General features: G+C 32.2%; 22 protein-coding genes. 10 read left to right on the top strand and 12 right to left on the bottom strand.

Annotated features, from left to right (window positions below):
- The first annotated feature begins 150 nt into the window (after nucleotides 1-150).
- The 3 genes from CLV91_RS10160 (at nucleotide 151) to CLV91_RS10150 (ending at nucleotide 3648) form a co-directional block, all read left to right on the top strand.
- Entirely contained in the window at nucleotides 151-1773 is a 1623-nt protein-coding gene (locus tag CLV91_RS10160) for an ABC-F family ATP-binding cassette domain-containing protein (RefSeq protein ID WP_121067351.1), read from the top strand.
- 33 nt (nucleotides 1774-1806) lie between these two features.
- Nucleotides 1807-2934: a hypothetical protein gene (locus tag CLV91_RS10155; protein ID WP_121067348.1), complete on the top strand. Its 1128-nt coding sequence runs from the start codon at nucleotides 1807-1809 to the stop codon at nucleotides 2932-2934.
- 153 nt (nucleotides 2935-3087) lie between these two features.
- The gene (locus CLV91_RS10150; protein WP_121067345.1) at nucleotides 3088-3648 is read left to right on the top strand and encodes a fasciclin domain-containing protein; all 561 of its coding nucleotides are present in this window, start codon (nucleotides 3088-3090) and stop codon (nucleotides 3646-3648) included.
- A gap of 2 nt (nucleotides 3649-3650) precedes the next feature.
- Here the strand turns inward: CLV91_RS10150 and pheT are convergent, their stop codons facing one another.
- From pheT to CLV91_RS10135, 3 genes are all read right to left on the bottom strand, one after another.
- On the bottom strand, nucleotides 3651-6077 hold the full coding sequence (gene pheT, locus CLV91_RS10145) for a phenylalanine--tRNA ligase subunit beta (RefSeq protein ID WP_121067342.1): 2427 nt from the start codon (nucleotides 6075-6077) through the stop codon (nucleotides 3651-3653).
- Nucleotides 6078-6182: 105 nt separating this feature from the next.
- Complete coding sequence (leuB, locus tag CLV91_RS10140; protein WP_121067339.1) at nucleotides 6183-7304, bottom strand: 3-isopropylmalate dehydrogenase; 1122 nt, start codon at nucleotides 7302-7304, stop codon at nucleotides 6183-6185.
- The gene (locus tag CLV91_RS10135; RefSeq protein WP_121067336.1) at nucleotides 7304-8476 is read right to left on the bottom strand and encodes a 2-isopropylmalate synthase; all 1173 of its coding nucleotides are present in this window, start codon (nucleotides 8474-8476) and stop codon (nucleotides 7304-7306) included. The genes leuB and CLV91_RS10135 overlap by 1 nt, the downstream gene beginning before the upstream one ends.
- Before the next feature lie 147 nt (nucleotides 8477-8623).
- On the opposite strand from CLV91_RS10135, the gene CLV91_RS10130 reads away from it, so the two are divergent.
- The gene (locus tag CLV91_RS10130) at nucleotides 8624-10168 is read left to right on the top strand and encodes a hypothetical protein (RefSeq protein WP_121067333.1); all 1545 of its coding nucleotides are present in this window, start codon (nucleotides 8624-8626) and stop codon (nucleotides 10166-10168) included.
- 3 nt (nucleotides 10169-10171) lie between these two features.
- Nucleotides 10172-11044: a DMT family transporter gene (locus tag CLV91_RS10125; protein ID WP_317124772.1), complete on the top strand. Its 873-nt coding sequence runs from the start codon at nucleotides 10172-10174 to the stop codon at nucleotides 11042-11044.
- Between the two features lie 5 nt (nucleotides 11045-11049).
- Here the strand turns inward: CLV91_RS10125 and CLV91_RS10120 are convergent, their stop codons facing one another.
- From CLV91_RS10120 to panB, 4 genes are read right to left on the bottom strand one after another with little or no spacing between them, the layout of a single operon-like run.
- On the bottom strand, nucleotides 11050-11580 hold the full coding sequence (locus CLV91_RS10120; protein ID WP_121067327.1) for a DUF4252 domain-containing protein: 531 nt from the start codon (nucleotides 11578-11580) through the stop codon (nucleotides 11050-11052).
- Nucleotides 11581-11618: 38 nt separating this feature from the next.
- The gene (locus CLV91_RS10115) at nucleotides 11619-12317 is read right to left on the bottom strand and encodes an RluA family pseudouridine synthase (protein WP_121067324.1); all 699 of its coding nucleotides are present in this window, start codon (nucleotides 12315-12317) and stop codon (nucleotides 11619-11621) included.
- Nucleotides 12317-12814 carry a signal peptidase II gene (lspA, locus tag CLV91_RS10110; protein ID WP_121067321.1) on the bottom strand — a complete coding sequence of 166 codons (498 nt, stop codon included), beginning with the start codon at nucleotides 12812-12814 and terminating at the stop codon, nucleotides 12317-12319. The genes CLV91_RS10115 and lspA overlap by 1 nt, the downstream gene beginning before the upstream one ends.
- A gap of 3 nt (nucleotides 12815-12817) precedes the next feature.
- Nucleotides 12818-13636, bottom strand: a complete 819-nt coding sequence (gene panB, locus CLV91_RS10105) for a 3-methyl-2-oxobutanoate hydroxymethyltransferase (RefSeq protein WP_121067318.1) — start codon at nucleotides 13634-13636, stop codon at nucleotides 12818-12820.
- 111 nt (nucleotides 13637-13747) lie between these two features.
- On the opposite strand from panB, the gene CLV91_RS10100 reads away from it, so the two are divergent.
- Complete coding sequence (locus CLV91_RS10100) at nucleotides 13748-14206, top strand: nuclear transport factor 2 family protein (RefSeq protein WP_121067315.1); 459 nt, start codon at nucleotides 13748-13750, stop codon at nucleotides 14204-14206.
- A 42-nt stretch (nucleotides 14207-14248) separates the two neighbouring features.
- Here CLV91_RS10100 and CLV91_RS10095 read toward each other — a convergent pair whose 3' ends face one another.
- A complete protein-coding gene (locus CLV91_RS10095) occupies nucleotides 14249-15673 on the bottom strand; it encodes an L-serine ammonia-lyase (RefSeq protein ID WP_121067312.1) in 1425 nt (474 codons plus the stop codon).
- Nucleotides 15674-15747: 74 nt separating this feature from the next.
- On the opposite strand from CLV91_RS10095, the gene CLV91_RS10090 reads away from it, so the two are divergent.
- The 3 genes from CLV91_RS10090 (at nucleotide 15748) to dnaK (ending at nucleotide 19560) form a co-directional block, all read left to right on the top strand.
- The gene (locus CLV91_RS10090; protein ID WP_245987172.1) at nucleotides 15748-16161 is read left to right on the top strand and encodes a S24 family peptidase; all 414 of its coding nucleotides are present in this window, start codon (nucleotides 15748-15750) and stop codon (nucleotides 16159-16161) included.
- Entirely contained in the window at nucleotides 16158-17426 is a 1269-nt protein-coding gene (locus CLV91_RS10085; protein ID WP_121067309.1) for a Y-family DNA polymerase, read from the top strand. The genes CLV91_RS10090 and CLV91_RS10085 overlap by 4 nt, the downstream gene beginning before the upstream one ends.
- 223 nt (nucleotides 17427-17649) lie before the next feature.
- Entirely contained in the window at nucleotides 17650-19560 is a 1911-nt protein-coding gene (gene dnaK, locus CLV91_RS10080; RefSeq protein ID WP_121067306.1) for a molecular chaperone DnaK, read from the top strand.
- An 80-nt stretch (nucleotides 19561-19640) separates the two neighbouring features.
- Here the strand turns inward: dnaK and CLV91_RS10075 are convergent, their stop codons facing one another.
- The 4 genes from CLV91_RS10075 to prfB form a co-directional block, all read right to left on the bottom strand.
- Entirely contained in the window at nucleotides 19641-22148 is a 2508-nt protein-coding gene (locus CLV91_RS10075) for a TonB-dependent receptor domain-containing protein (protein WP_121067304.1), read from the bottom strand.
- A 1-nt stretch (nucleotide 22149) separates the two neighbouring features.
- Nucleotides 22150-22644: a hypothetical protein gene (locus CLV91_RS10070; RefSeq protein WP_121067302.1), complete on the bottom strand. Its 495-nt coding sequence runs from the start codon at nucleotides 22642-22644 to the stop codon at nucleotides 22150-22152.
- Nucleotides 22645-22784: 140 nt separating this feature from the next.
- Nucleotides 22785-23132, bottom strand: a complete 348-nt coding sequence (arsC, locus tag CLV91_RS10065; protein WP_121067298.1) for an arsenate reductase (glutaredoxin) — start codon at nucleotides 23130-23132, stop codon at nucleotides 22785-22787.
- A gap of 5 nt (nucleotides 23133-23137) precedes the next feature.
- Nucleotides 23138-24242, bottom strand: a protein-coding gene (prfB, locus tag CLV91_RS10060; protein WP_121067295.1) for a peptide chain release factor 2 whose coding sequence is annotated in 2 segments (ribosomal slippage) — nucleotides 23138-24175 and nucleotides 24177-24242 — 1104 coding nt in all. Because the reading frame shifts where the segments join, the coding sequence is not laid out codon by codon here.
- Nucleotides 24243-24372: 130 nt separating this feature from the next.
- Between prfB and CLV91_RS10055 the strand changes: the two genes are divergently transcribed.
- Nucleotides 24373-25395, top strand: coding sequence for a threonine aldolase family protein (locus tag CLV91_RS10055; RefSeq protein ID WP_121067292.1), 1023 nt, complete (start codon nucleotides 24373-24375; stop codon nucleotides 25393-25395).
- Nucleotides 25396-25398: the final 3 nt, after the last annotated feature.

The raw sequence follows: 25398 nt of genomic DNA, 5'->3' as shown, positions 1-25398 counted from the left end.
AAAAATAAGAAACACATAGACTTTAGCCTGTTAATAGCGAGTTAAAAAAAATTAAAGCAACGTTAATGTATTATTTAATATGTGGAGCAAGAATATTGGTTTTAGGGGATAAATTTCTCTATTTTTGCACGAAATTTAAAAGAAAGAATTATGTTATCGGTATCTAATTTATCTGTACAGTTTGGAAAAAGAGTGTTGTTTGATGAAGTAAATGTAGCTTTTACTCAAGGAAATTGTTATGGTGTAATTGGAGCAAATGGAGCAGGAAAATCTACATTTCTAAAGATATTATCTGGGCAAATAGATCCAACCTCTGGACATGTGCATTTAGAGCCAGGAAAACGCATGTCAATCTTAGAGCAGAACCATAATGCTTCGGATGATTTTACAGTTCTAGAAGCTGTTGTTATGGGTAACAAGCCTCTTTTTAAAATAAAAAAAGAAATTGATGCTCTTTACGCAGATTATACAGATGAAAATGCGGATAGAATAGGGGAGTTGCAGGTACAATTTGAAGAAATGAATGGTTGGAACGCAGACAGTAGTGCTGCGGCATTATTATCTAATCTAGGTATTCAGGCAGATTTACATTTTACTTTAATGGCAGAGATGGACCCTAAATTAAAAGTAAGAGTGTTATTGGCGCAAGCTTTATTTGGTTCTCCAGATGTACTAATAATGGATGAGCCTACCAATGATTTAGATTTTGAAACCATAAACTGGCTAGAAAATTTCCTTGCAGATTATGAAAATACCGTAATTGTTGTTTCGCATGATAGACACTTTTTAGATACGGTTTGTACCCATATAGGTGATATAGATTTTGGTAAAATGAACTTATATTCTGGTAATTATACATTCTGGTATGAGAGTAGCCAATTAGCGGCAAGACAAAGAGCACAGCAGAATAAGAAATCTGAAGAAAAAGCAAAAGAGTTGCAAGAGTTTATTATGCGTTTTAGCGCAAACGTTGCAAAAAGTAAGCAAGCTACCTCTAGAAAGAAAATGCTTTCTAAGTTAAAGGTTGAAGATATAAAACCTTCTAGTAGAAGATATCCTGCAATAATTTTTGAAAGAGAACGTGAAGCGGGAGACCAAATTTTAAATATAGAGGGTTTATCGGCTACATCTGAAGACGGAGATTTATTATTTAAAGATGTAAATATAAATTTAGCAAAAGGAGATAAAGTTGCAATATTCTCAAAAGATTCTAGAGCTACCACTGCATTTTATGAAATCATAAATAATAATAAGAAAGCAGATAGTGGTGAATTTCAATGGGGAGTTACAACAAACCAGTCTTATCTTCCTGCAGATAACTCTTCTTTCTTTAATCAAAATGTAAGTTTGGTAGATTGGTTGCGCCAATGGGCAAAAACAGAAGAGGAAAGAGAAGAGGTGTTTATTAGAGGTTTCTTAGGTAAAATGCTATTTAGTGGAGAAGAGGCTTTAAAAAAATGTACCGTACTTTCAGGAGGAGAAAAAGTACGTTGTATGTTAAGTAGAATGATGATGTTACGCGCAAACGTAGTTATGTTAGATGAACCTACAAATCACCTAGATTTAGAGAGTATTACTGCATTTAATAATTCTTTAAAGAACTTTAAAGGAACAGTTTTGTTTACAACACACGATCATGAATTTGCGCAAACCGTTGCAGATAGGGTAATAGAATTAACTCCAAAAGGCAACATTGACCGTTATTTAACGTTTGATGAATATATGTCTGATAAGACTATAAAAGAACAGCGAGCTAAAATGTATGCTGAGTAATTAGTTACTTATTAGACCCCAAATTTTATTGTCATGAAAACCTATACCTACTTATGGGGACTTCTTGCATTTATTATATTAGGCTGCAGTAAGTCTTCCCCTGACGAACAAGAATCTAAAAAAGAACCGAATGTTGCAACTTCGTATACAGTGTTATTGGATGCGAATAATTCATTGTCTGCAACATTGCTAAATGCAGACGCAACTTTTATATCTAAAAGTTCAAAAGAAAGTACTTTTAATGCAATTTCTACATCTGTTATTAAATATGATGATGATAAGGCGTATTCCTTTTATAAAAAAACTTCAGATTGTGATGGTGAAATTGTGTATTATGATTTTCTAAATGAAGAAGAGCAACTACTAACTATTTTTCCCGATATTTTAGATTGCGAATTAAATGTTTTGTCTATTATTAATACAAACTCTTCTTTTTTTATTGCTTATGAAATAACAGAAACTACATCTCCTAAAAAATATGTAATTAGAAAGGTAGATAGAAATGCTACAGAATTTACTTTTCTAGAATTAGAGCTGTCTAAGAAGCCAATGAATATGACTTTTTCGAATGATAGGCTATTCGTTTTATCGTTGGATGTGGGTATTACAAATGAAAATGAGGTCATTGTAGTTGATAATATGAATTTTAAAGTTATTAATACACAAGGATTGGGGTACGATGTAAAGAAAATATTTAAAGATAGTAACGGAGATATTATTTTTGGATATGATGAATTGCATACGGTATTAAATAAAGAAACCTTAGCTGTTAGTTATACAAGATATGGTATAGGTACGGAGCCTAAATTTGCGGATACAGCTTTACATGATTTAGATTCGGAAGATAAGTTGTATTACAGTATGCCAGCAGAAGACTTGGCTACTTCTAGTATACCTGCCGTTTATGATTTAAAAAATAATTTAGCAACATTATATATTTACGAGAATTTTTTAACTCCAGCACAATTAGAAGTGGAATATGAGATAGAAAAGACCACAGCGGTAAGTTATGATGAGCAGAACAATATTTTATTAATTGGGTATAAAAAATCTGGAAATCAAGATTTGGGAGGTATACTTCGTATAAAACCTGTACCAGATTTGGAGTTTTTGGACAATATAGATTTACCAGGTATTCCGTATGATATTATAGTGCACTAAATATTACTACTATTATATAAAAAATGCCATAATTTTATGCATAAAATTATGGCATTTTTTTTGGATATGCTCACTAAGTTTGTATCTTGTCGGTGAAAATGAGCTATTTATCGATTAGACGTCGATATAGCCAACCCCACACAGAGAATACTTATGAGTAACAAAGTTTCCCTATTAATAGCGGTATTGCTATTAATCCCTACATTGTGTATTGCGCAAACCGTAACTACCCCAGCAAAAAAAAATAAAGCATTACAAATGAACCCAGAGTATTCTATAAGTAAGAATACTGGGTCATCAAAAAAACATTCCACCTTAATGGCTGTTATAAAAGCAGCAGACTTGGAAGAAATTCTTAATTTTGATGGGCCATTTACCGTTTTTGCACCTTCTAATATCGCGTTTAGTACGGCAACAGATATAGATTTTTTATTAGACCCCACTCATAAAAAAGAAGTATATTCTCTCTTAACACACCATATAGTGGCAGGTAATTTAACCGCATCTAAAATACTAAAAGCTATGTGTAGAGGTAACGGCATAGCCTCTTTTACTACAATATTGGGTAACAAGTTAATAGCAAAAATGAATGGAATAGACATTGTTTTAACAGATGAGTTTGGTAATACTGCAAAAATAACGAATGCAGATGCTAATCAATGTAATGGTGTTATCCATGAAATTGATAGTGTTTTTTTGCCAAATAAAATATAAGTCTACCTAAGTTCAGCTCCTAAATCATTTTCAAACTTATACTTTAGTTTGTTCATGATTTTATCAATCTGTTTATCTGTTAATGTATTTTTATTGTCTTGAAGTGTAAAACTTACAGCGTAAGATTTTTTATTTTCAGCTAACTTTTTTCCAACATAAACGTCAAACAGAGTTACGTTTTTAAGTAGTTTCTTTTCTGTTTGTAATGCTATATCACGTATTTCCTTAAAAGTTACTTTGTTATCTAATAGTAAAGCAAAATCTCTTTTTACTTCCGGAAATTTTGGTATTTCTTTATAAGTTATTCTAGTGTTAGCCGCTAGTTTTAAAATGGCATCCCAATTAAAGTTTGCGAATAAAATATCTTGTTTTATATCAAATTTTTTAGCTATTACTTTTTGTATAACTCCAAACTCTACTATTGAATTACGCTTATATTCTATAGATAACCCTTCAGAAAAATCTGTATTATCAATAGGTTTTTCGTTTACATTTTCAAGACCTAAACGGTCTAAAATATTTTTAACAATAGACTTTATAAAAAAGAAATCTGTTTGTTTAGTTTCTTCTACCCAATTTTGATTCTTTTTATTGCCGCTTATTAATAGGCTTAAATATTTATTTTCAATTCTTTTTTCATTTTTATAAGCGTATGTTTTTCCAAATTCAAATAACTGTAAATTAGTTTTTTTACGATTAATGTTATAAGAGGCAACTTCTAAAGAAGAAAACAAAGGAGATTGTCTCATTATGGATAAATCTGTACTCAAGGGATTTATTATTTTTATAGAATTATCTTCAGATAACTCTTTAGAAATAGAAATGTATTCAGGAGAAATAAGACTATTGGTCATTATTTCATAAAAGCCTTTAGATGCTAATAGGTTGCCTATTGAATTTTGTATTTTATGGTCATCAAACTTACTAGTAGCAGCAATAGATGCATTAAGTTTTTGAGTAAAATTAATATTGTTGTACCCGTAAACTCTTAAAATTTCTTCAATTACATCAACGGGTCTTTGTACATCTACTCTATAGGAAGGAACTACCAATCCTAAACCAGCTTCTGTAACACTCATTACCTTAATGTCTAATGATGTCAAGATAGATTTTATGGTATCTATAGGTATTTCTTGTCCTATTAGTTGGTGTACTTTGTTAAATGGTAAGAAGACTTCAAAATCTTTTGCTTTGTTAGGATAAAAATCTATAATATCAGATGTTATTTCTCCTCCAGCAATTTCCTTTATTAAAAGAGCAGCTCTTTTTAAGCTATATTCTACATTTTCAATATCAATGCCTCTTTCAAATCTAAATGAGGCATCTGTATTTAAGCCATGTCTTTTTGCTGTTTTTCTAACAGAAACTGGGTTAAAGTATGCACTTTCTAGAAATATAGAAGTTGTATTTTCAGATACTCCAGAATGTACTCCACCAAAAACTCCAGCAATACACATTGGTTTATCGGCATCACAAATCATTAAATCTTCTTCGTGTAATTCTCTTTCTACGCCATCCAAAGTGGTAAATTTTGTCCCTTTTGGAAGTGTTTTTACAACTATTTTATTTCCTTTTATCTTAGCAGCATCAAAGGCATGTAATGGTTGTCCAAGTTCATGTAAAACATAGTTAGTAGCATCTACTAAATTATTCTTAGGAGTTATTCCAATTGCATTTAGTCTGTTCTTTAACCAATCTGGAGACGATTGTACCAATAAATTGCTCATGGTTACACCTGCATACCTTGGGGCTAGTTCATTGTTTTCTACTGTTATATCAAACTTTAAAGAACGGTTATCTACGTTAAAATTACTTACGGGAGGTGTAATTAATTCTATAGCGACTTCTTTTTGTTTAAGTCCTGCTTTTAGGTCTCTTGCAACTCCAAAGTGGCTCATAGCATCTGCTCTGTTTGGAGTTAGTCCTATTTCAAATACCTCATCGTTTTCAATATCAAAGATTTCAGAACAAGGGGTTCCTGGAATTAATTTATCAGATAAAACCATAATTCCATCATGGCTTTCTCCAAGGCCTAGTTCATCTTCGGCGCATATCATCCCATGACTTTCTTCTCCTCTTATTTTTCCTTTTTTAATTGTCCAGCTTTCATCTTCTTTAGTGTAAAGAATGGTTCCTATTGTTGCGACAGGAACTTTTTGCCCTACAGCTACATTAGGAGCTCCACAAACTATTTGAATAGGGGACTCTTTTCCAATATCTACTGTAGTAACTTTAAGTTTATCTGCATTGCTATGTTTTTCGCATGTAAGTACATGGCCTACTACAACTCCAGATAAACCGCCTTTTAGAGATTCAAAAGAAGAAACGCCTTCTACTTCTAAGCCAAGGTCTGTTAGTAATTCTGCAGTTTTTTGGGAATCCCAATCTATTTTAATAAACTGTTTTAACCAGTTGTAAGAAATATTCATTAGTTGTGTTTAAAGCTGGTAAAGATAAAACAATGGAATAAGACATTCAATAAGGAATCCTATTCAATTTTAATTTTTATGAGAATGTATTTATTTGTTTTGGATTTAGATAATTGTAGATTTTCCTAAACCTATATTTTCATCATTAATATTAAGGTCGTCATCGTTATCATCATTAATATTATTTGCAATAAAATCTCCAACATAGTCTGTTCCATATTTACTACTTCCTAATACATCTGGGGTAACAATTTTCTTAGCAAAAGACTTTAAAACTGCAGATATTACTGCATTTGCTTCTTCTATTAAGTCAAAGTGTTGTAATAGCATTGCAACACTTAATATAGATGCTACAGGGTTAGCTATGTTTTTGCCTTTTGCTTGTGGGTAAGAGCCGTGAATGGGTTCAAACATTGCATGTCCTAAGCCTACAGAGGAAGATGGTAGTAAGCCAATAGATCCTGAAATAGCACTACCTTGGTCAGATAAGATGTCTCCAAACATATTGTCTGTTAAGATTACATCAAATTTATTTGGATGTAAAATCATTTCAACGGCTGCATGGTCCATAAACATGCAGTTAAGGGTTACTTCTGGGTAGCTACTAGCAATATTTGTAACTACTCTTCTCCAAAGTCTAGAGGTTTCTAATACATTTGCTTTATCTACTAAAGTTAGTTTTTTTTGTCTGCTTTTTGCCGCTTTAAAGGCAAGGTGTGCAATTCTGCTAATTTCTTTTTCAGAGTACTCACAGGTATCTAATGCTTTTGCTCCGTCTTTACTAACTTTTTTTTTGCCAAAATAGATTCCTCCAGTTAGTTCTCTATAGATAACTAAGTCGGTATCTAATATATTTCCTCTATTTAATGGAGATAATTTTGCTAATGCAGGAAAAACTTTAACGGGTCTAATATTTGCAAATAAATCTAGCTCTTTTCTTAATTTAAATAAACCTTGTTCTGGCCAAACTTTAGAGGTTGGGTTTTGGTCGTATTCTGGAGTACCTATTGCTCCAAATAAAATTGCATCAGAGTTTTTACAAATTTTCAGCGTTTTTTCTGGTAAGGGCTCTCCTGTTTTTTTCATTGCAACAGCTCCTATGTCTGCTTTTGTAAAAGAAAAAGTGTGCCCAAAACTATGCTCTACTGCCTGTAGGCATTTTACAGATTGCGCCAGAACTTCTGGTCCAATACCGTCTCCACCTAATAGAGCAATGTTTAAATACATTAGCTAAGCGCTTTAATGTTAATACCGCTAGTTTCTATAATTTCATGAATGTCATTATCAACCACTTCTTTTCTTGTATCTGCGTATTTTAAAAATTCTTGATAAACAGTATCTAGTTGAATCTTAGTAAGTTCATACCCTACAATTTTAGCTCTGTAGGCTAAAGCAGCACGTCCGCTTCTTGCGGTTAAAATTATAGAAGATTCATTAACTCCAACATCTGCTGGGTCTATAATTTCATAGGTTTCTCTATTTTTTATTACACCATCTTGATGTATTCCAGAACTATGTGCAAATGCATTAGCACCTACAATGGCTTTGTTTGGTTGCACCATCATTCCCATTTTTTGGGAAACCATTAAACTAGTACTATTTAATAATTTACTGTTAATGTTTGTGTCTAAGCCAAGAGTTGGGTGTTGTCTTAAAATCATAACAACCTCTTCTAATGCTGTATTACCAGCACGCTCTCCAATACCATTTATAGTACATTCTATTTGTCTTGCTCCGTTTGCAACACCAGCAATAGAATTTGCTGTAGCAAGCCCTAAATCATTATGGCAGTGACAAGAAAGTGTAGCCTTGTGTATTCCTGTGACGTTTTCTTTTAAGTATTTTATTTTAGCTCCATATTCTTCTGGTAAGCAATAGCCTGTTGTATCTGGAATATTTAAAACAGTTACACCAACTTTTATTAACTCTTCGCAAATTCTAGCTAAGAACTCATTATCTGTTCTTCCTGCGTCTTCTGCAAAAAACTCTACATCTTCTACAAAAGTTTTAGCATATTTTACAGCAGCAACAGCTTTTTCAATAATAGCGTCTTTGTTAGAGTTAAATTTATATTTAATATGTGAAGCAGATGTGCCAATACCAGTATGTATTCTTGGTCTTTTGGCATACTTAAGAGCATCTGCAGCTACTTCAATATCTTTTTTAACAGCTCTTGTTAAGCCACAAACAGTAACGTTTTTAACTAACTTAGATATTTCTGTTACAGATCTAAAATCTCCAGGGCTAGATATAGGAAATCCAGCTTCAATAATATCAACACCTAAAAGCTCTAATCTTTCGGCAATTACTAACTTTTGTTCCGTATCCAATTTGCATCCTGGAACTTGTTCTCCATCTCTTAGAGTGGTATCAAAAATTTGTACTTTATCTTTGCTCATTATATTTGCGTAGTTTTAACTAGTCATTACGAATATATGACCATTACCTTAAAATAACTAAGTTAATAAAAAACATTTACAATGTTAATACACTTTTTAGTGGTGTTAAAATACTGATAAACAAACATATAAACTATTTTTTTTACGATGACAAATGTGCATAAAGATGCTTTGTTCGTTTTGGTTAAGTCCCTTTCTAAGTCAGAGAAACGTCAGTTTAAACTCTATGTTGGAAGGTTAGGGGTTAATTCTGACGCCAAATTTTTGGCTTTATTTAATTTATTAGACAAAAGTAAGCTCTATAATGAGAAAAATATTTTAGAAAGTGGTATTGTAAAGAAAGAACAACTATCTAATTTAAAAGCGCACCTTTATAAGCAAATTTTAGTGAGTTTACGTTTAAATCCAGTAAACCAAAATATTAGGGTTCAGATAAGAGAGCAGTTAGATTTTGCTACTATTCTTTATCAAAAAGGACTGTATAAACAAAGTCTTAAAATTTTAGATAAAGTAAAAACTACTGCTATTGAGAATGAAGAGAAAAATATTGCTTATGAAATAGTAGAGCTAGAAAAACTTATAGAAACCCAATATATAACTAGAAGTATTCCGGATAGAGCTAATGAATTAGCTATACAGGCAAAAGAATTGTCTGGCCATAATGTAATGACAAGTAAACTTTCAAATTTATCCTTGCAGTTGTATGGAATGATGCTTAAAGTGGGCTATGTTAAGAGCGATGAAAGCTATAAAATGGTGCAGGATTATTTTGAAAAACATTTGCCTAAATATAAAATAGAAGATTTAGGGTTTCGTGAAAAATTATGGCTGTATAAAGCCCACTTATGGTACAGTTTTTTAATACAAGATTTTCTTTCTTGCTATAAGTATGCTAATAAGTGGGTAGATTTATTTTATGAAAATAAAGATATGATTTATTTAAATCCTGTTTTTTTTATTAAAGGAAATCATTATTTATTAGAGTCATTATTTTACGTAAAATATAGTTCTCAATTTAAGCAAACCTTGCAAAAACTTGAAGCTATTTTGGAGTCCAGGAGTTTTCCTAAGAATGATAATATAAATTCTTTAGCTTTTTTGTATTTAAATGCTAATAAATTAAATCAGCATTTTTTAGAGGGTACTTTTGAAAAAGGTTTGTATTTGGTTAAGATTGTTGAATATGGTATTAATAAGCATCAAGACCGTATAGATGCACACCATGTTATGGTGTTGTATTATAAAATTGCATGTTTGTATTTTGGAAATGGAGATAATAAATCTTGTATTCTATACCTAAAAAAGATAATAGAAAATAAGAATTTAAAAATGCGAGAGGATCTTATGTGTTTTGCTCGTGTGTTAAGTTTAGTTGCTCATTATGAGGCAGGTATGGATTATCATTTAGAGGTGCAATTAAAGAGTACCTATAAGTTTTTGTTAAAAATGAACGACATGCATGAAGTGCAAAAAGAAATGATAAAGTTCTTGCGTAACCTTGGTAATATTTATCCTCATGAATTAAGAGATGAGTTTTTAAAACTTTATACGGAACTAAAGAAGTATGAAGATCATCCTTATGAGAAAAGAGCATTTTTATATTTAGATATTATATCTTGGTTAGAAAGTCATTTAGAAGACAAACCAGTTTCTCAAATTATTAGAGAAAAAGCTATGGCTTTAAAGCGTTAATTTGTGAGTAAGTTTAAAAATAAGCCACAAATAAGGCATTTATTAGAGATTAATTTTGCAATGTTATTAATAAGTACCTCAGGTGCTTTAGGAAGATACGTAACATTAAATCCTATGGTGACAATAGGGGTAAGGGCGTTATTAGCGTGTTTACTATTATATTTATATTGTAGGTATAAAAAAGTATCTTTATTTATAAATGTAAAAGATAGGTTTTTAATATTTTTAAGTGGTATTTTTCTTTGTATACATTGGGTAACCTATTTTTATGCTTTACAGCTTTCTAATGTAGCAATAGGTATGCTTTCTTTATTTACATACCCAGTTATTACTGCTTTATTAGAGCCATTTATCTTGAAAACTAAGTTCGAAAAAGCACACTTATTACTGGCTTTGTTGGTGCTATTTGGAGTATATTATTTGGCTCCAAATATTGATATAGAAAGTAGTTATGCCAAAGCAATAGGTTTAGGGATTCTTTCTGCCTTTTTTTATGCATTACGTAATCTTCTTTTAAAGAAAAAAGGAGGTAGTTATAATGGTTCTGGTCTAATGTTTTATCAAGTAGCTATTGCAGGAATAGTTTTATCTCCAATTCTATTTTTTGTTGATATTTCACTTGTATTTGAACAATGGAAACCATTGCTAACTTTAGCCTTGTTAACAACAGCTATAGGGCATACACTATTTTTAAAAAGTTTTAAAAATTTTAGTATTACTAGTGCCAGCATTTTAGGAAGTATACAACCCGTTTATGGAATCATTTTAGGTATTTTGTTTTTAGGGGAAATACCAAGTTGGCGAACCGTAGTTGGTGGGGCGCTTATATTAAGTTCCGTAGTTATTGAAAGTATCCGTTCTTTTAAGAGAAAATAAACTTATTACTGTTCTTGTTTAACTCCTGGTGAGGAGTAATTTATTTGATTGATAAGGTTATTTCCAAGACTTTCAAATTGATTGTTTTTAGCCATTTCACGAACTTTAACGGGGTCAAAATTTCCATTAAAATATAAGAAAGAACCATTTTCATTGTTATTATTGTAAATTAAAATTTCTTTTACACTATTTTTCTTTTCACGTATAGATACTACGTTGCGTTTTAAGTTATCGTTTTTTCTATATACTTCAATAAAAGAATTTCCAGTAATACCGTTCATTTGTGTGTTTAGAACGTTTGTTTTTTCTGCAGTTTCACTAGGAAATTGCATATATCTTAAATCTTTAGTATTACCAATTAAAGATTGCATTTCTGGAGATATGTTACTTAATAAAGAAAGCATAAAATGAGGAACTCTAACCGCAGTAACATGGTTGTCATTTTTATGAGCATTGTAAAAAGAGTCTATAGAGTTGTAGCTACTACAAGAGGAAATTATCAAAAAAATGGAAATGTATAGAATGTTCTTTAACATGGTATAGTGTTTTAATTAGAGTACTAAATGTACTAAAATTAACAAGAAGCGTTCCAAATTGGGTCGTTAGGAGGAGGAGCTAGTATAGTTATAGCTTCTTTTTTTACAGGATGAATAAAAGAGAGTTTTCTTGCGTGAAGATGAATACTACCATCTTTATTACTTCGGTTAAAACCATATTTTAAATCCCCTTTAATAGGACAGCCAATAAAAGTTAATTGGGAACGTATTTGGTGGTGTCTTCCTGTTTTTAAATCTATCTCTAGTACATAAAAATTATCTAATTTTTTTATTACTCTATAATCAAGAATGGCTTTTTTACTATCTGTAATTTCTTTTTTATTAGCGTAAGATTTATTCTGCTTGGTATTTCTTTTTAACCAGTGAGTTAAGGTATCTTTTTCTTTCTCGGGTTTGTTTTTTACAATTGCCCAATATGTTTTTTTTGCTTCTTTTTCTGCAAATAATTTATTTAGTCTTGGTAGCGCTTTTGATGTTCTTGCAAATACTACAATTCCAGAGGTAGGTCGGTCTAGCCTATGTGCTACGCCTATATAAACATTACCAGGTTTGTTATATTTAACTTTAATATATTGTTTAACAACTTCGCTTAAAGGTATGTCTCCGGTTTTATCTCCTTGAACAATATCTCCTGCTCTTTTGTTAATTGCAATAATATGATTGTCCTCGTATAGAACTTGTAAATTATTAGCGTTAGAACGTATTTTTGAAGCCACTAAATTTCTATGTTTTTGTAACGAATGGTAATAAATATAATTAATAGAGCACCTACGGTAACAGAAACATCGGCCATGTTAAAAATTCCTGTTTTAATAAAACTAAATTTTATAAGAAAAAAATCGGTGACAGAATTGTATAATATACGGTCTATAAGGTTTCCAATTCCTCCTCCAATAACAAAAGCAAAAGCTACTGCAAGTATCGTATTTAAATGTGTTTTTAGTAAGGTTCTGTAAAGTAAAACTAATAATACAAGAACAGGTATTCCTTGTAAAATAATGCGTTTAATAATAGGGGGTAGGTTTTCTCCAAAACCTAGCATAGCGCCTGTATTCTCCACATTGGTGAGGATAAAATTGTCTCCTAAAACTTGAATGTAGTCTTCTGGAATAACACTTTTACGAACTATATTTTTTGAAATTTGATCGCACCCAATGTTAAGTATAACTACAAGTATTATTAAAGTTCTCTTTATTAATTTAGTTAATTGCATAAATTAATATTGCTCCTCATCATTAGGGAAATCTCTACTCTTTACATCGTCTACATAATTAGATATGGCTGCACTCATTTCTTCATAGAGATTCATGTATCTACGTAAAAATCGAGGGTTAAATTCATGCGTCATTCCTAATAAATCATGAATAACTAATACTTGTCCGTCTGCATGTTTTCCACCACCAATACCAATAGTAGGTATAGAGATACTTTCGGATACAGCTTTTGTTAATTCTGCAGGTATTTTTTCTACTACAACACCAAAACAGCCAAGTTTTTCTAGCATTTTGGCGTCTTTCATTAATTTCTCTGCTTCTTCTTCTTCTTTAGCTCGTACGGTATAGGTGCCAAACTTATATATAGATTGTGGTGTAAGTCCTAAGTGCCCCATAACAGGAATACCAGCATTTAGTATTTTTTTAATAGATTCTTTAATTTCTTCTCCTCCTTCTAATTTTACAGCGTGAGCACCACTTTCTTTCATTATTCGTATGGCAGAATGCAACGCTTTTTTGGGATCACTCTGGTAGGTTCCAAAAGGTAAGTCTACAACCACAAGAGCCCTGTCTATAGCTCTTATTACTGAAGATGCATGGTATATCATTTGGTCTAGAGTAATTGGTAAAGTTGTTTCATGACCAGCCATAACATTACTAGCAGAATCTCCTACTAATATTACGTCTACATTTGCAGCATCTACAATTTTAGCCATAGAATAATCATAGGCGGTAAGCATAGATATTTTTTCGCCATTTTTTTTCATGTCCACTAAGGACTTTACGGTAACTCTTTTATATTCTTTTTTTGCTGTAGACATTCGTATTTTTTTAAGTGTGTTAAAAATAAGGAGATTTGTTCAATTCTATAGAATATAATGTCATTGAAATATTTCACTTAATTTTAATGATAACTATTTAACATAAAAGTTATGAAAAAAATAAGCTTTCTTCTGCTCTTTCTGTTTTTTCTTAATATGAATGCTCAAGATTTGGAAAAAGAAAAGATAAAACAAACTGTTTTAGATTTTTTTGAAGCGTTCCATGCACAAGATTCTATTAAAATGAAGCGTTTAGTTACGTTAGATGTTATTCTTCAAACTATTGGAAAAAATAGGGAAGGGGAAACAAGAATAAAAACGGAGAATTTTAAGGAATTAATTACTTCTATAGTTAGCATTCCTGATAGTATACTTTTTAAAGAAAAACTACTTTCTTTTGAAATAAAAGTAGATGGAGCTATGGCTAATGTATGGGTGCCTTACGAATTTTGGTTCCAAAATAAATTTCATCATTGTGGAGTAAATTCTTTTCAACTTTATAAAGAAGAGGAGCAATGGAAAATTATATACCTTATTGATACTCGAAGAATAAAAGGGTGTAGAGAATAATCTATTGTTTAAGATTAATAAAAAGGAATTAAAAGAATTATTTTAACAATCACTTAAATATACACCTACAGCCAAACCACCCTCAGAGGTTTCCTTATATTTAGAGCTCATATCTTTAGCTGTTTCCCACATGGTATTAACGACTTTGTCTAAGGGGACTTTTGCTTCTTCTGGTTTGGAACTAAGAGCAAGTTCTGCGGCATTAATAGCTTTTATTGCTCCCATAGAGTTGCGTTCAATACATGGTATTTGTACCAATCCGCCAATTGGGTCGCAGGTTAATCCTAAATGGTGTTCCATGGCAATTTCTGCAGCCATAAGTACTTGCTCAGGAGTACCTCCTAATAGTTCTGTTAACGCACCTGCAGCCATTGCAGAGGAAACGCCAATTTCTGCTTGGCAACCACCCATGGCAGCAGAAATAGTAGCCCCTTTCTTAAAAATACTACCTATTTCTCCAGCAACAAGTAAAAATTGCTTTATGTGTTTAAAGTTTGCTTGGTGATTTTCTATTACCATATAATACATTAAAACCGCAGGAATAACACCTGCACTACCATTGGTAGGGGCTGTAACTACTCTTCCTAGAGAAGCGTTAACTTCGTTCACTGCTAAGGCAAAACAGCTAACCCATTTTAGAATTTGCCTAAATTTTACTTCAGTATGTCTAATGGTTTCCAACCACTCTTGTGGTGTTGTATATGGTAATTCTCCTTTTAGAGTATTGTGTATGTCATAGGCTCTACGGGTTACATTAAGTCCGCCAGGTAGTTTCCCTTCGGTATGGCATCCGGTATACAGGCATTCTAGCATAGTATCCCAAATACGATGTAATTCTTTGTCTATATGTTCCCTTGTATTAAGGGATTTTTCATTTTCTAAGACAATTTCTGAGATACTTTTATTTTCGTTATTGCAAAAGTTTAATAATTCTGTACCTGTAGTTATGGGGAAAGGAAATTGTTTAAATATTTCAATATTTTTTTTAGCTTTTTTTAGTTCCTCTTTAACAACAAAGCCTCCGCCAATAGAGTAGTAGGTAGCTTTAGTTTTTTTACCAGAATGTAAGTATGCTTCAAACGTCATACCATTGGCGTGGAACGGCAAAAAATTTCTTTCAAAAATAATATCTGTTTCAGGAGTAAATGGGAGTGTTACTTCTCCATTAAACTCAATCTGCTTTTCTTCTTTTATTTTAGAGACAATAGTTGCAATGTTGGGAATGGGTATAAATTCTGGATCCTGTCCAGATAGCCCAAGCATTAAGGCGTAATCTGTGGCATGCCCTTTTCCTGTTAAGGATAAAGAACCATAGATGTATACTTTTATGGTAGTTACTTGAGAAAAAATAGTTGTTTCTTTTAATTCTTTTATCCATTTTTCTGCTGCACGCCAAGGGCCAAGAGTATGGGAGCTAGATGGCCCAATCCCTATTTTAAGCATATCAAAAGTACTTATTGACTCCATAATTCATTTTGTTATAAATACAACTCAACGGGTAAATATACAGACTAATTTCACATTTGTTGATAATTATTTATATGGATTTTTTACTTATTTTTGGAATATATCCATATTTTTACACTATGGAAACATTCTCTCATGGCAAAGTTAAAAAGCTAGAAAGGCAACACATGCCCGAAGTATCTAAACAAACAGGCTTTCCTAGTCCGGCTACGCACTATATGGAGCCTAAGATAAGTTTAGAACAAGAATTAATTACGAATAATGATGCTACTTTTTATGTACGTATAGACAGTAATGCGTTACAAGAGTTTACAATTTTTAAGAATGATGTTTTAATTATAGACCGTTCCTTTTATCCAAAAAAAAATAGCTTAGCAATGGTGGTTATAGATGGGGAGTTTAAAGTTATTAAAATTGAATTAGAAGCTAAAGAAAAAGAATTTACACTTTGGGGTGTTATTACATATATAATACATGCTTGTAAATGATAGCACTGGTAGATTGTAATAGTTTCTATGCGTCTTGTGAATTGGTTTTTAGGCCAGATTTAGTAGGTAGGCCTGTAGTGGTTTTAAGTAATAACGATGGTTGTGTTATTGCAGCAAATAAAGAGGCGAAGGCTTTAGCAGATATTCCAATGTTTGAGCCTGTTTTTAAAATTAAAAAACAACTTATAGCTAATAATGTAGTCTTTTTTTCGTCTAATTATACGTTGTATGGAGAAATGTCGCAACGCGTAGTTAATATATTAAAAACATTTTCTTCTAAAGTAGAAGTTTATAGTATAGATGAGTCTTTTATAGATTTAAGTACCGTTCCTCATGAAGAATTAGAAGCCTTTGGGCATCAAATAAAAAATACAATATATAGATTAACAGGTTTACCAGTAGGTGTAGGTATAGCAAAAACAAAAGTGTTGTCTAAGTTGGCTAATAAAATGTCAAAAAAAATTCCAAATAAAAATCATGTATGTGTCATAAATTCTGATGATGATAGGGTAAAAGCCTTAAAATGGAGCCCTGTTACAGGTGTATGGGGTATTGGTAAAAAACATAGTGAGCGTGTTATAGCTATAGGGGTAGCAACAGCTTATGATTTTACACAGTTGCCTATGGCATGGGTTCGTAAAGAAATGACCGTAGTAGGGGAGCGTACTTGGAGAGAGTTGCGAGGAGAGTCTGTAATGGAGTTTATTACAGAGCCTAAAAAGAAAAAGGCAATAGGTACGGCAAAATCTTTTGGTAAAAAATTAGAGAGTTTAGATATAATAGAAGAAGCATGCTCTTATTATGTAGGAGAGGTTGCAGAGGTTTTACGAGCACAAAATTCTTGTGCGAGTGCTATACATATTTTTTTAGTAACCAATTTTTTTAGCACAAAGGATAAACAGTATTCCAACAGTATTACCGTAAAATTAGCAATGCCAACGAATGATACTTTTATATTAGTAACCGAAGCTAAAAAAGCATTACATCTTATATATAAGGAAGGGTATAAGTATAAGAAAGTAGGGGTAAACCTTCTTGGTATTACTCCAGAAGAATATGTGCAAGGAAATCTATTTAAAATACCAACGGAATCTAAAAAGACCCTTACAAAGGTGGTAGATGAGCTAAATGTTAAGTTTGGAAAATTAAAAGTGTCTTCGGCTTTAGTAGGTACACGGGTAAAAGAGTGGGAGCTTATAAAAGAAGAGCGGAGTCCGCGTTACACAACACAGTGGAAAGAAATACTCACATTAAAAGATACATAACAAAGAAATTTAAAATTGTAGTAATACGTATAAAACTGTCATAATTAATTTATGGGGGTAGGGTAAATATAGTTGTAATGGCAGTACTAATGGGGTTCTTGCTACTCATTGTTCATGCTTATTAGTGTAAAAATGACAACCTGTCAGTTTTTTTTGCTTGGCATATTGTTTGTCGTTTACAAATCGATATAAAAAATTGCACTAATAATTTAAAACATATATAATGAGCAAAATTATAGGTATAGATTTAGGAACAACCAACTCTTGTGTTTCTGTAATGGAAGGTAATGAGCCTGTTGTAATCCCAAATGCCGAAGGAAAAAGAACAACACCATCTGTAATCGCTTTTGTAGAAGGTGGTGAAATTAAAGTAGGGGATCCTGCAAAAAGACAAGCAGTAACTAATCCACACAACACTATATACTCTATAAAACGTTTTATGGGGAATAAATTCTCAGAATCTAGTAAAGAGGCTGGTAGAGTTCCTTATAAAGTGGTAAAAGGAGATAATGATACTCCAAGAGTAGATATTAACGGTCGTTTGTATTCTCCTCAAGAACTTTCTGCTATGATTCTTCAAAAAATGAAGAAAACTGCGGAAGATTATTTAGGACAAGATGTGTCTAGAGCTGTAATTACAGTTCCAGCATATTTTAACGATGCGCAAAGACAAGCAACAAAAGAAGCTGGTGAAATTGCAGGTTTAACTGTAGAGCGTATTATTAATGAACCAACCTCTGCTTCTTTAGCATACGGTATGGATAAGAAAGATACAGATCAGAAAATAGTAGTTTTTGATTTTGGTGGTGGTACACATGATGTTTCTATCTTAGAATTAGGAGACGGTGTTTTTGAAGTACTAGCTACAGATGGGGATACACACTTAGGTGGTGATGACGTAGATCAAAAAATTATAGACTGGTTAGCTGAGGAGTTTAAGGCTGATGAAAATATGGATTTACGTGAAGATGCTATGGCATTACAACGTTTACGTGAAGCTGCAGAGAAAGCGAAGATAGAATTATCTTCTTCCGCGCAAACAGAAATTAATTTACCATATGTTACAGCAACAGCTTCAGGACCTAAGCACTTAGTACGTACGCTTACATTAGCTAAATTTAATCAGTTAATAGATGATTTAGTAAAAAGAACAATAGAGCCTTGTGCAACAGCATTAAAAAATGCAGGACTATCTAAGAGCGATATAGATGAAATTATCTTAGTTGGTGGTTCTACAAGAATACCAGCAGTACAAGAAGCAGTAGAAAAATTCTTTGGAAAAAAACCATCAAAAGGAGTTAACCCAGATGAGGTTGTTGCAGTAGGTGCAGCTATTCAAGGTGGTGTTTTAACTGGTGATGTTAAAGATGTATTATTATTAGATGTTACACCATTATCTCTAGGTATAGAAACAATGGGAAGTGTAATGACTAAATTAATAGAAGCAAACACTACTATCCCTACTAAAAAATCGCAAGTATTCTCAACTGCTGCGGATAACCAGCCTTCTGTAGAAATTCATGTTCTACAAGGAGAGCGTCCAATGGCAGGAGATAACAAGACAATAGGCCGTTTCCATTTAGATGGTATTCCACCAGCGCAAAGAGGAACACCACAAATTGAAGTTACTTTTGATATTGATGCTAATGGTATAATAAAAGTATCTGCAACAGATAAAGCAACAAATAAAACGCAGGATATTCGTATAGAAGCTTCTTCTGGATTAACAGAAGAAGAAATTGCAAAAATGAAAGCGGAAGCTGAGGCAAATGCTGAAGCGGATAAAGCTGCTAAGGAAACTGCAGATAAATTAAATGAAGCAGACGGAATGATTTTCCAAACAGAAAAGCAATTATCTGAATTTGGAGATAAGATTTCTGATGCTAATAAGAAGCCAGTAGAAGAAGCTTTAGAAGAGCTTAAGAAAGCTTATGAATCTAAAGATTTAGCGGTTATTACACCAGCTTTAGAGAAAATAAATGAAGCTTGGAAAGGTGCCTCTGAAGAAATGTACAAAGCACAAGCAGAAGCACAACAAGGAGGAGGAGCTGCTCCTGAAGGTGATGCTGCTGGAGCTACAGGCGGAGAAGAAGGAGATAATGTAGAAGACGTAGACTTCGAAGAAGTTAAGTAATTAAAATTACTTGATAACACACAAAAAGGGTTTGAATATATATTCAAACCCTTTTTCTATATAATATGTTTAACTAACTATTACCCTTCAAAGTCGTAATCATCCTCTCCACCTTCTCGATTTCCTCGTTCTCTTTGTTGTTGCTTTTGATTAAACCTATATCTGAAAGAAAGCGTTATTTGTCTTTCTCGCCTTTGAAATTCGCTATACGTTTCTACATTTAATGTAGTGGCTTCAGTTCTTCTTTTGCGAGTATTAAATAAATCGCTAACATTTAAGGATAATGATGCTTTGTCTTTTATAACATCTTTACTAAAACCTAAGTTAGTGCTAAGCACGCCTTTGTATCTATTTTGTGCATTAGAATTTGGGCCTCTATAAAATAAATTGGTCTGAAAATCTATTTTTGCAGGTAAAGGAATTTTTGCACTTAAGCGTGTAAACCAAGCAAAATTATTAGAATCAAAATTTTGAGTTATAGATTCGTTTAGAAAATTAGTGTAGGTATAGTCTCCTTTGCCAATTTGTTGAAACAAATTTACATTCCAAGTTAATCTCCAATTTCTTTTAGGAGTATAGGTAGTAGTTAGCTCCATTCCATATCTTGTGTCTGTAGCTAAATTTATAGGAGTTCGTACTTGTACTGGTACTAAAATGGGATTCGCCGTATCGTCAGGGTTTTCAATTTCTACAAAATCCCCTCTTTCTTGTGTAATAAACTGAAATACACCAGTAGATCGGTTGTAATATGCCGAGGTGGTGAAACTAATATTATCCCATCTTTTTAAATACCCTAAATCAAAAGCATTTGTATAAGTTGGGTCTAAATCTGGATTTCCTTGAAATAAATTTGTATTACTGGATCTAGACGGAAAAGGATTTATATATCTAGAACGTGGTCTTCTTAGTCTTCTACTATAGCTTAATGTAAATTGTTCTTTTTCAGAAAATTCGTATCCTAAAAATATGGAAGGAAACCAGTCAACATATTTTTTATTTGATATGTCATTGGTGTTAACTAATTCAATACCAATGTCTGAGGCTTCCATTCTTAACCCGCCAAGGATATTGAATTTATTAATTTTTGTACCTAATTGCATATATGCGGCATTTACATACTCTTTATAATTTAGCTCATTACTAAACTGGGGGTCACTATTGAATATGTTTTGTTCTAAAATCCCAAAATCAAAATCGGTATTAAAATTATTAAAGATACCGCGGTAACCTAATTCTAATTGGGAACTATTATTTTTTCCAAAAGGTAAAACGTAATCTAATTGTACTAATTGATTTTTTTGAGATTCATCATTAATAGTCTGTTCTGTATCTAATTGACTATTATCATTTAAAACCACTTCGTTTATTATAGAATTTTCTATGTCAATACCTCTAGAATACTGGTAGTCTATTTTTAATTCGTGGCCATCCTTATTAAATTTCTTTAGATAATTAACAGCGTACTGTACGTCTTCCTGTTCTTCCGCTTCATTTGTGTATCTGTTTCTTTGTATAGTAGGGTTTCTATTGGCGTCAAAATTAAAAAAATCAATATCTACAGTATTATCTCCATTAGATTTTCTGTAGACTAAAGAGTTTGTAATACTACTGGTAGAGTCAATAAATAATTCAAAACCAATATTGGTATTAAAACCATCGCTTTGCCTGTTGTAACCCCTTATTTCATCTTGATAGCTAGCGGTATTGCCTTGGGTGTCAAAATTTTCTTGTTCAAAGAGAGCGTTACCTGGAGAATCCCTATAACGATAAGAGGTATTGGTGAAAATGTTGAAGTTTTTTCGCCTTAAGTTTAGATTTACAGATGCGCCGTTATTTTTTGGATAACCAGTATAAACACTAACAGAACCATTTAACCCAGTAGTTTTACTTTGTTTAAGAATTATATTTAAAATTCCTGCAGTACCTTCAGCATCATACCTAGCAGAAGGGTTTGTAATAACTTCTACTTTTTCTATAGATTCTGCTGGGAGTTGTTGTAGCGCATCAGAGCTTAAACCAGATAGGGCAGAGGGTTTACCGTTTATTAATATTCTAACACTTTCGTTTCCTCTTAGGCTAATTGCACCTTCTTCATCTACAGTTACAGATGGTACATTATCTAAAACATCGGTAACAGAACCTCCTTTCACTGTTAAATCTGACCCAACATTATATACTTTTTTGTCTAATCTTAATTCTACAGTAGTTTTTTCTCCTACAACTTCTACGCCTTCAAGTTGTTCTAAATCTGGAATAAGTTTTATTATTCCTAAATCTTTAGATGCTCTTAAAACTTGTTCTTTTTGTTCGTAAGATTTATAAGATAAGTATTCTATTTTTATATTGTAATTTCCTGGAAAGGTTTCTATGGAAAATTGTCCTTTTTCATTTGTTATACCACCTGTAATGCGTTCAGGGTTTCTAACACTTTGAAGAATTAAAGTTGCGTATTCTAAAGGTAAATTGTCGTCTTTGTCTAAAACGGTTCCTGTTATTGTAATTGGGTTGGGTTTTTTGCCATTTGGTCTTTGCGCGTTAGAAATGCAGATTGTAAAAATAGCAAGCAATAACAGAAGTGTTTTTTTCATATCAATCTTTTTTTCGTTTCTTCTTCTTTTTCTTTTTGTTTAATTTTTTTGTCTTAGCAATGCCCTTTTTTTGCATTTCAACAAAAGCATCATATTTGTCTTGAGGTAAACCAGCTTTTAATTCTTTATCTTGGTTTTTTGTAATCTTTTCTAGACCCTCACGCATTTGCTCTGGACTTAATTCTAATATTCGCATTTCTATACGTTGTTGCAAATATTTTTTTAGCACAGAACTTAAAACAGCAGTTTCAAATTCATTTAAATTTAATGCCTCTGTAATATTTGGCATTTCATTATCTACAATTTGTGCAGCAGTTTTTGGCTCTTCCTTTTTAGGAGTAGATTCTACTTGTGGAAGATTGTTTCGCTGTCTCCCGTATCCGCCTCTATTTCCATATCCATAACCACCACCGCCATAGCCGTATTGAGCGTGTAATTCACTTCCTAGTAAAAAAAGAACTGCAAAAGCTAAAAAGCATTTTATATTAATTTTCATGCTGTAATGTTTTGTTAGATTAAAAAAAACTTAAGAGGTTTAATTGTGTCTAGTTAAAACTTTCTTAAAGTGTTTAATGGTTTTATTAAAGTTGAACATTCAATAAATGTACCATAATTTATTTTGGATGAAATAAAAAGCTAGTTACCTAACAGTTTTGTAATGTTTTCTAAAGGACGACCAATTACTGCCTTATCATTCTTAATTACGATTGGGCGCTCTATTAATTTTGGATGTGTAACCATAGCTTTTATAATATCGGCATCAGATAAAGATTTTCCTTTATATAGTTCTTTCCAAATAGCTTCGTTTTTTCGTACTAATTCTAGAGGAGAAATTTCTAATTTTTGAATTATGTCTTTAAGTTCTTTTTCAGAAGGGATATCTTCTAAATATTTTTTTACTGTAAATTCTTTTCCAGAATTTTCTAAAGCTTGTAATCCTTGTCTAGATTTACTACATCTAGGGTTGTGATATATTGTAATCATATTTTTTAATTTTCTTCTTCTTTTTGTCCCATCATCATTAAATAGGCTTTTAAAAACATATTTATGTCTCCATCCATTACAGCGTCTACATTACCTGTCTCTTTAGTAGTCCGTACATCTTTTACCAACTTGTAAGGGTGCATTACGTAGTTTCTAATTTGTGATCCCCATTCTATCTTCATTTTAGAGGATTCTATCTCTTGTCTTGCTTCCATTTTTTTACGCAATTCTATTTCATATAATTGCGATTTAAGCATTTTTAAAGCAGTAGCTCTATTGTCATGCTGGCTTCTAGAATCGGAACAAGAAATTTGAATGCCGCTTGGTTTATGTGTAAGTTGTACTTTGGTCTCTACCTTGTTTACATTTTGACCACCAGCCCCACTAGAACGTGCTGTAGTAATTTCTACATCCGCAGGGTTTATAGCAATTTCAATACTATCATCAACTAAAGGATACACATACACAGAAGCAAAAGAAGTGTGTCTTTTTGCATTACTATCAAAAGGGGAAATACGTACTAATCTATGTACGCCGTTTTCTCCTTTTAGCCAACCAAAAGCAAATTCGCCATCGATTTCTAAAGTAACTGTTTTAATACCTGCAACATCCCCTTCTTGGTAGTTAAGTTCTTTTACTTTGTATCCATTTTTTTCGCTCCACATCATGTACATACGCATGAGCATAGCTGCCCAGTCACAACTTTCTGTACCACCAGCACCAGCGGTAATTTGAAGTACAGCAGTAAGTTCATCGCCTTCTTCAGAAAGCATATTTTTAAATTCTAAATTTTCTAGAGAATCTAAAGTTTTTAGGTAATGTGTATGCACTTCTTCTTCGGAAACTTCTCCTTCTTTTAAAAATTCTACAAGAACTTCTAAATCGTTTACTAAAGTTTCTGAAGAGAAATAATCATCTACCCATTTTTTTTTAGATTGAATGAACTTCATGTGTTCTTGGGCTTCCTGTGCGTTATCCCAAAAATCTGGCGCTAAAGTTTTTTCCTGTTCATTCTCTATTTCAATAAGTTTCGCATCAACGTCAAAGATACCTCCTTAACGCACCAAGGCGATCTAAAAGACCTTTGTAGTGGTCTGTAGTAATTGTCATTCTAAATAATTTTAAGCAAAAATAGCGCTCTTTTTGTTTTAAGAGAAAGATTGTAGCGTTTTACTAATGGTTTAAATATAATATTTACTATTTTTTGATGCATATTAGTAAATAAAGGTAGATTTTAAATATGAATATTAATTTAATAAGTGATACCGTTACCAAGCCATCTCCAGAAATGTTGCAAGTCATGTTTTCTGCTGGTGTTGGTGATGATGTTTTTAAAGAAGACCCTTCTGTAAATTTATTAGAAGAAAAAACAGCGAAACTATTTAATAAAGAAGCAGCATTATTTTTTCCAAGCGGGACAATGGCAAACCAAACCGCTATAAAACTACATACGCAACCTGGAGAACAGCTAATTTGCCACGAATATTCTCATATTTATAATTATGAAGGAGGGGGAGTAAGCTTTAATAGTGGGGTTTCTTGTAAATTACTAAAAGGGAACAAAGGTTTTTTTGATGCAGAGCAAGTGGTTAAAGCAATTAATCCACCAGAGTTTTATCATAGTCCGCTTACAACTTTAGTAAGTATAGAGAATACAACCAATAAAGGAGGAGGGTCTTGTTGGGATATAGAAGAACTAAAAAGCATAAAAAAAGTTTGTACGGCTAATAAATTGGCTTATCATTTAGATGGAGCAAGATTATGGAATGCTCTGGTGGCAAAGAATGAAAAACCGGAAGAATACGGGGCAATTTTTGACACCATTAGTGTATGCTTAAGCAAAGGTATGGGGTGTCCTGTTGGTTCTGTATTAGTAGGTAGTAAAGAGCAAATGAATAAAGCTTTAAGAATAAGGAAAATTTTTGGTGGAGGAATGAGGCAAGCAGGATATTTAGCCGCTGCAGGAGTTTATGCTTTAGAAAATAATATAGAAAGATTAAGGGAGGATCATAAAAAAGCAAAAGAAATTGGTGAGGTGTTACGCACATTAACTTTTGTTAAAATGGTAGAGCCTATAGAAACTAATATTATAATTTTTGAAATTGATGATGCGTATAAAACAGAAAAAGAATTTTTAGAACAACTCTTAAAGCATGGCGTTTCTTTAATAGGAATGGGGGAAGGTAAATTAAGAATAGTTACACATTTAGATTATACTTTAAAAAAACATGAGGTATTTTTAAAAATCTTAAAAAATATATAACTT

The sequence above is a fragment of the Maribacter vaceletii genome (genome assembly GCF_003634105.1).
GTDB lineage: Bacteria > Bacteroidota > Bacteroidia > Flavobacteriales > Flavobacteriaceae > Maribacter_B > Maribacter_B vaceletii.
The sequence above is the reverse complement of the archived record's forward strand: the minus strand, read 5'-3'. Positions and strand labels throughout refer to the sequence as shown.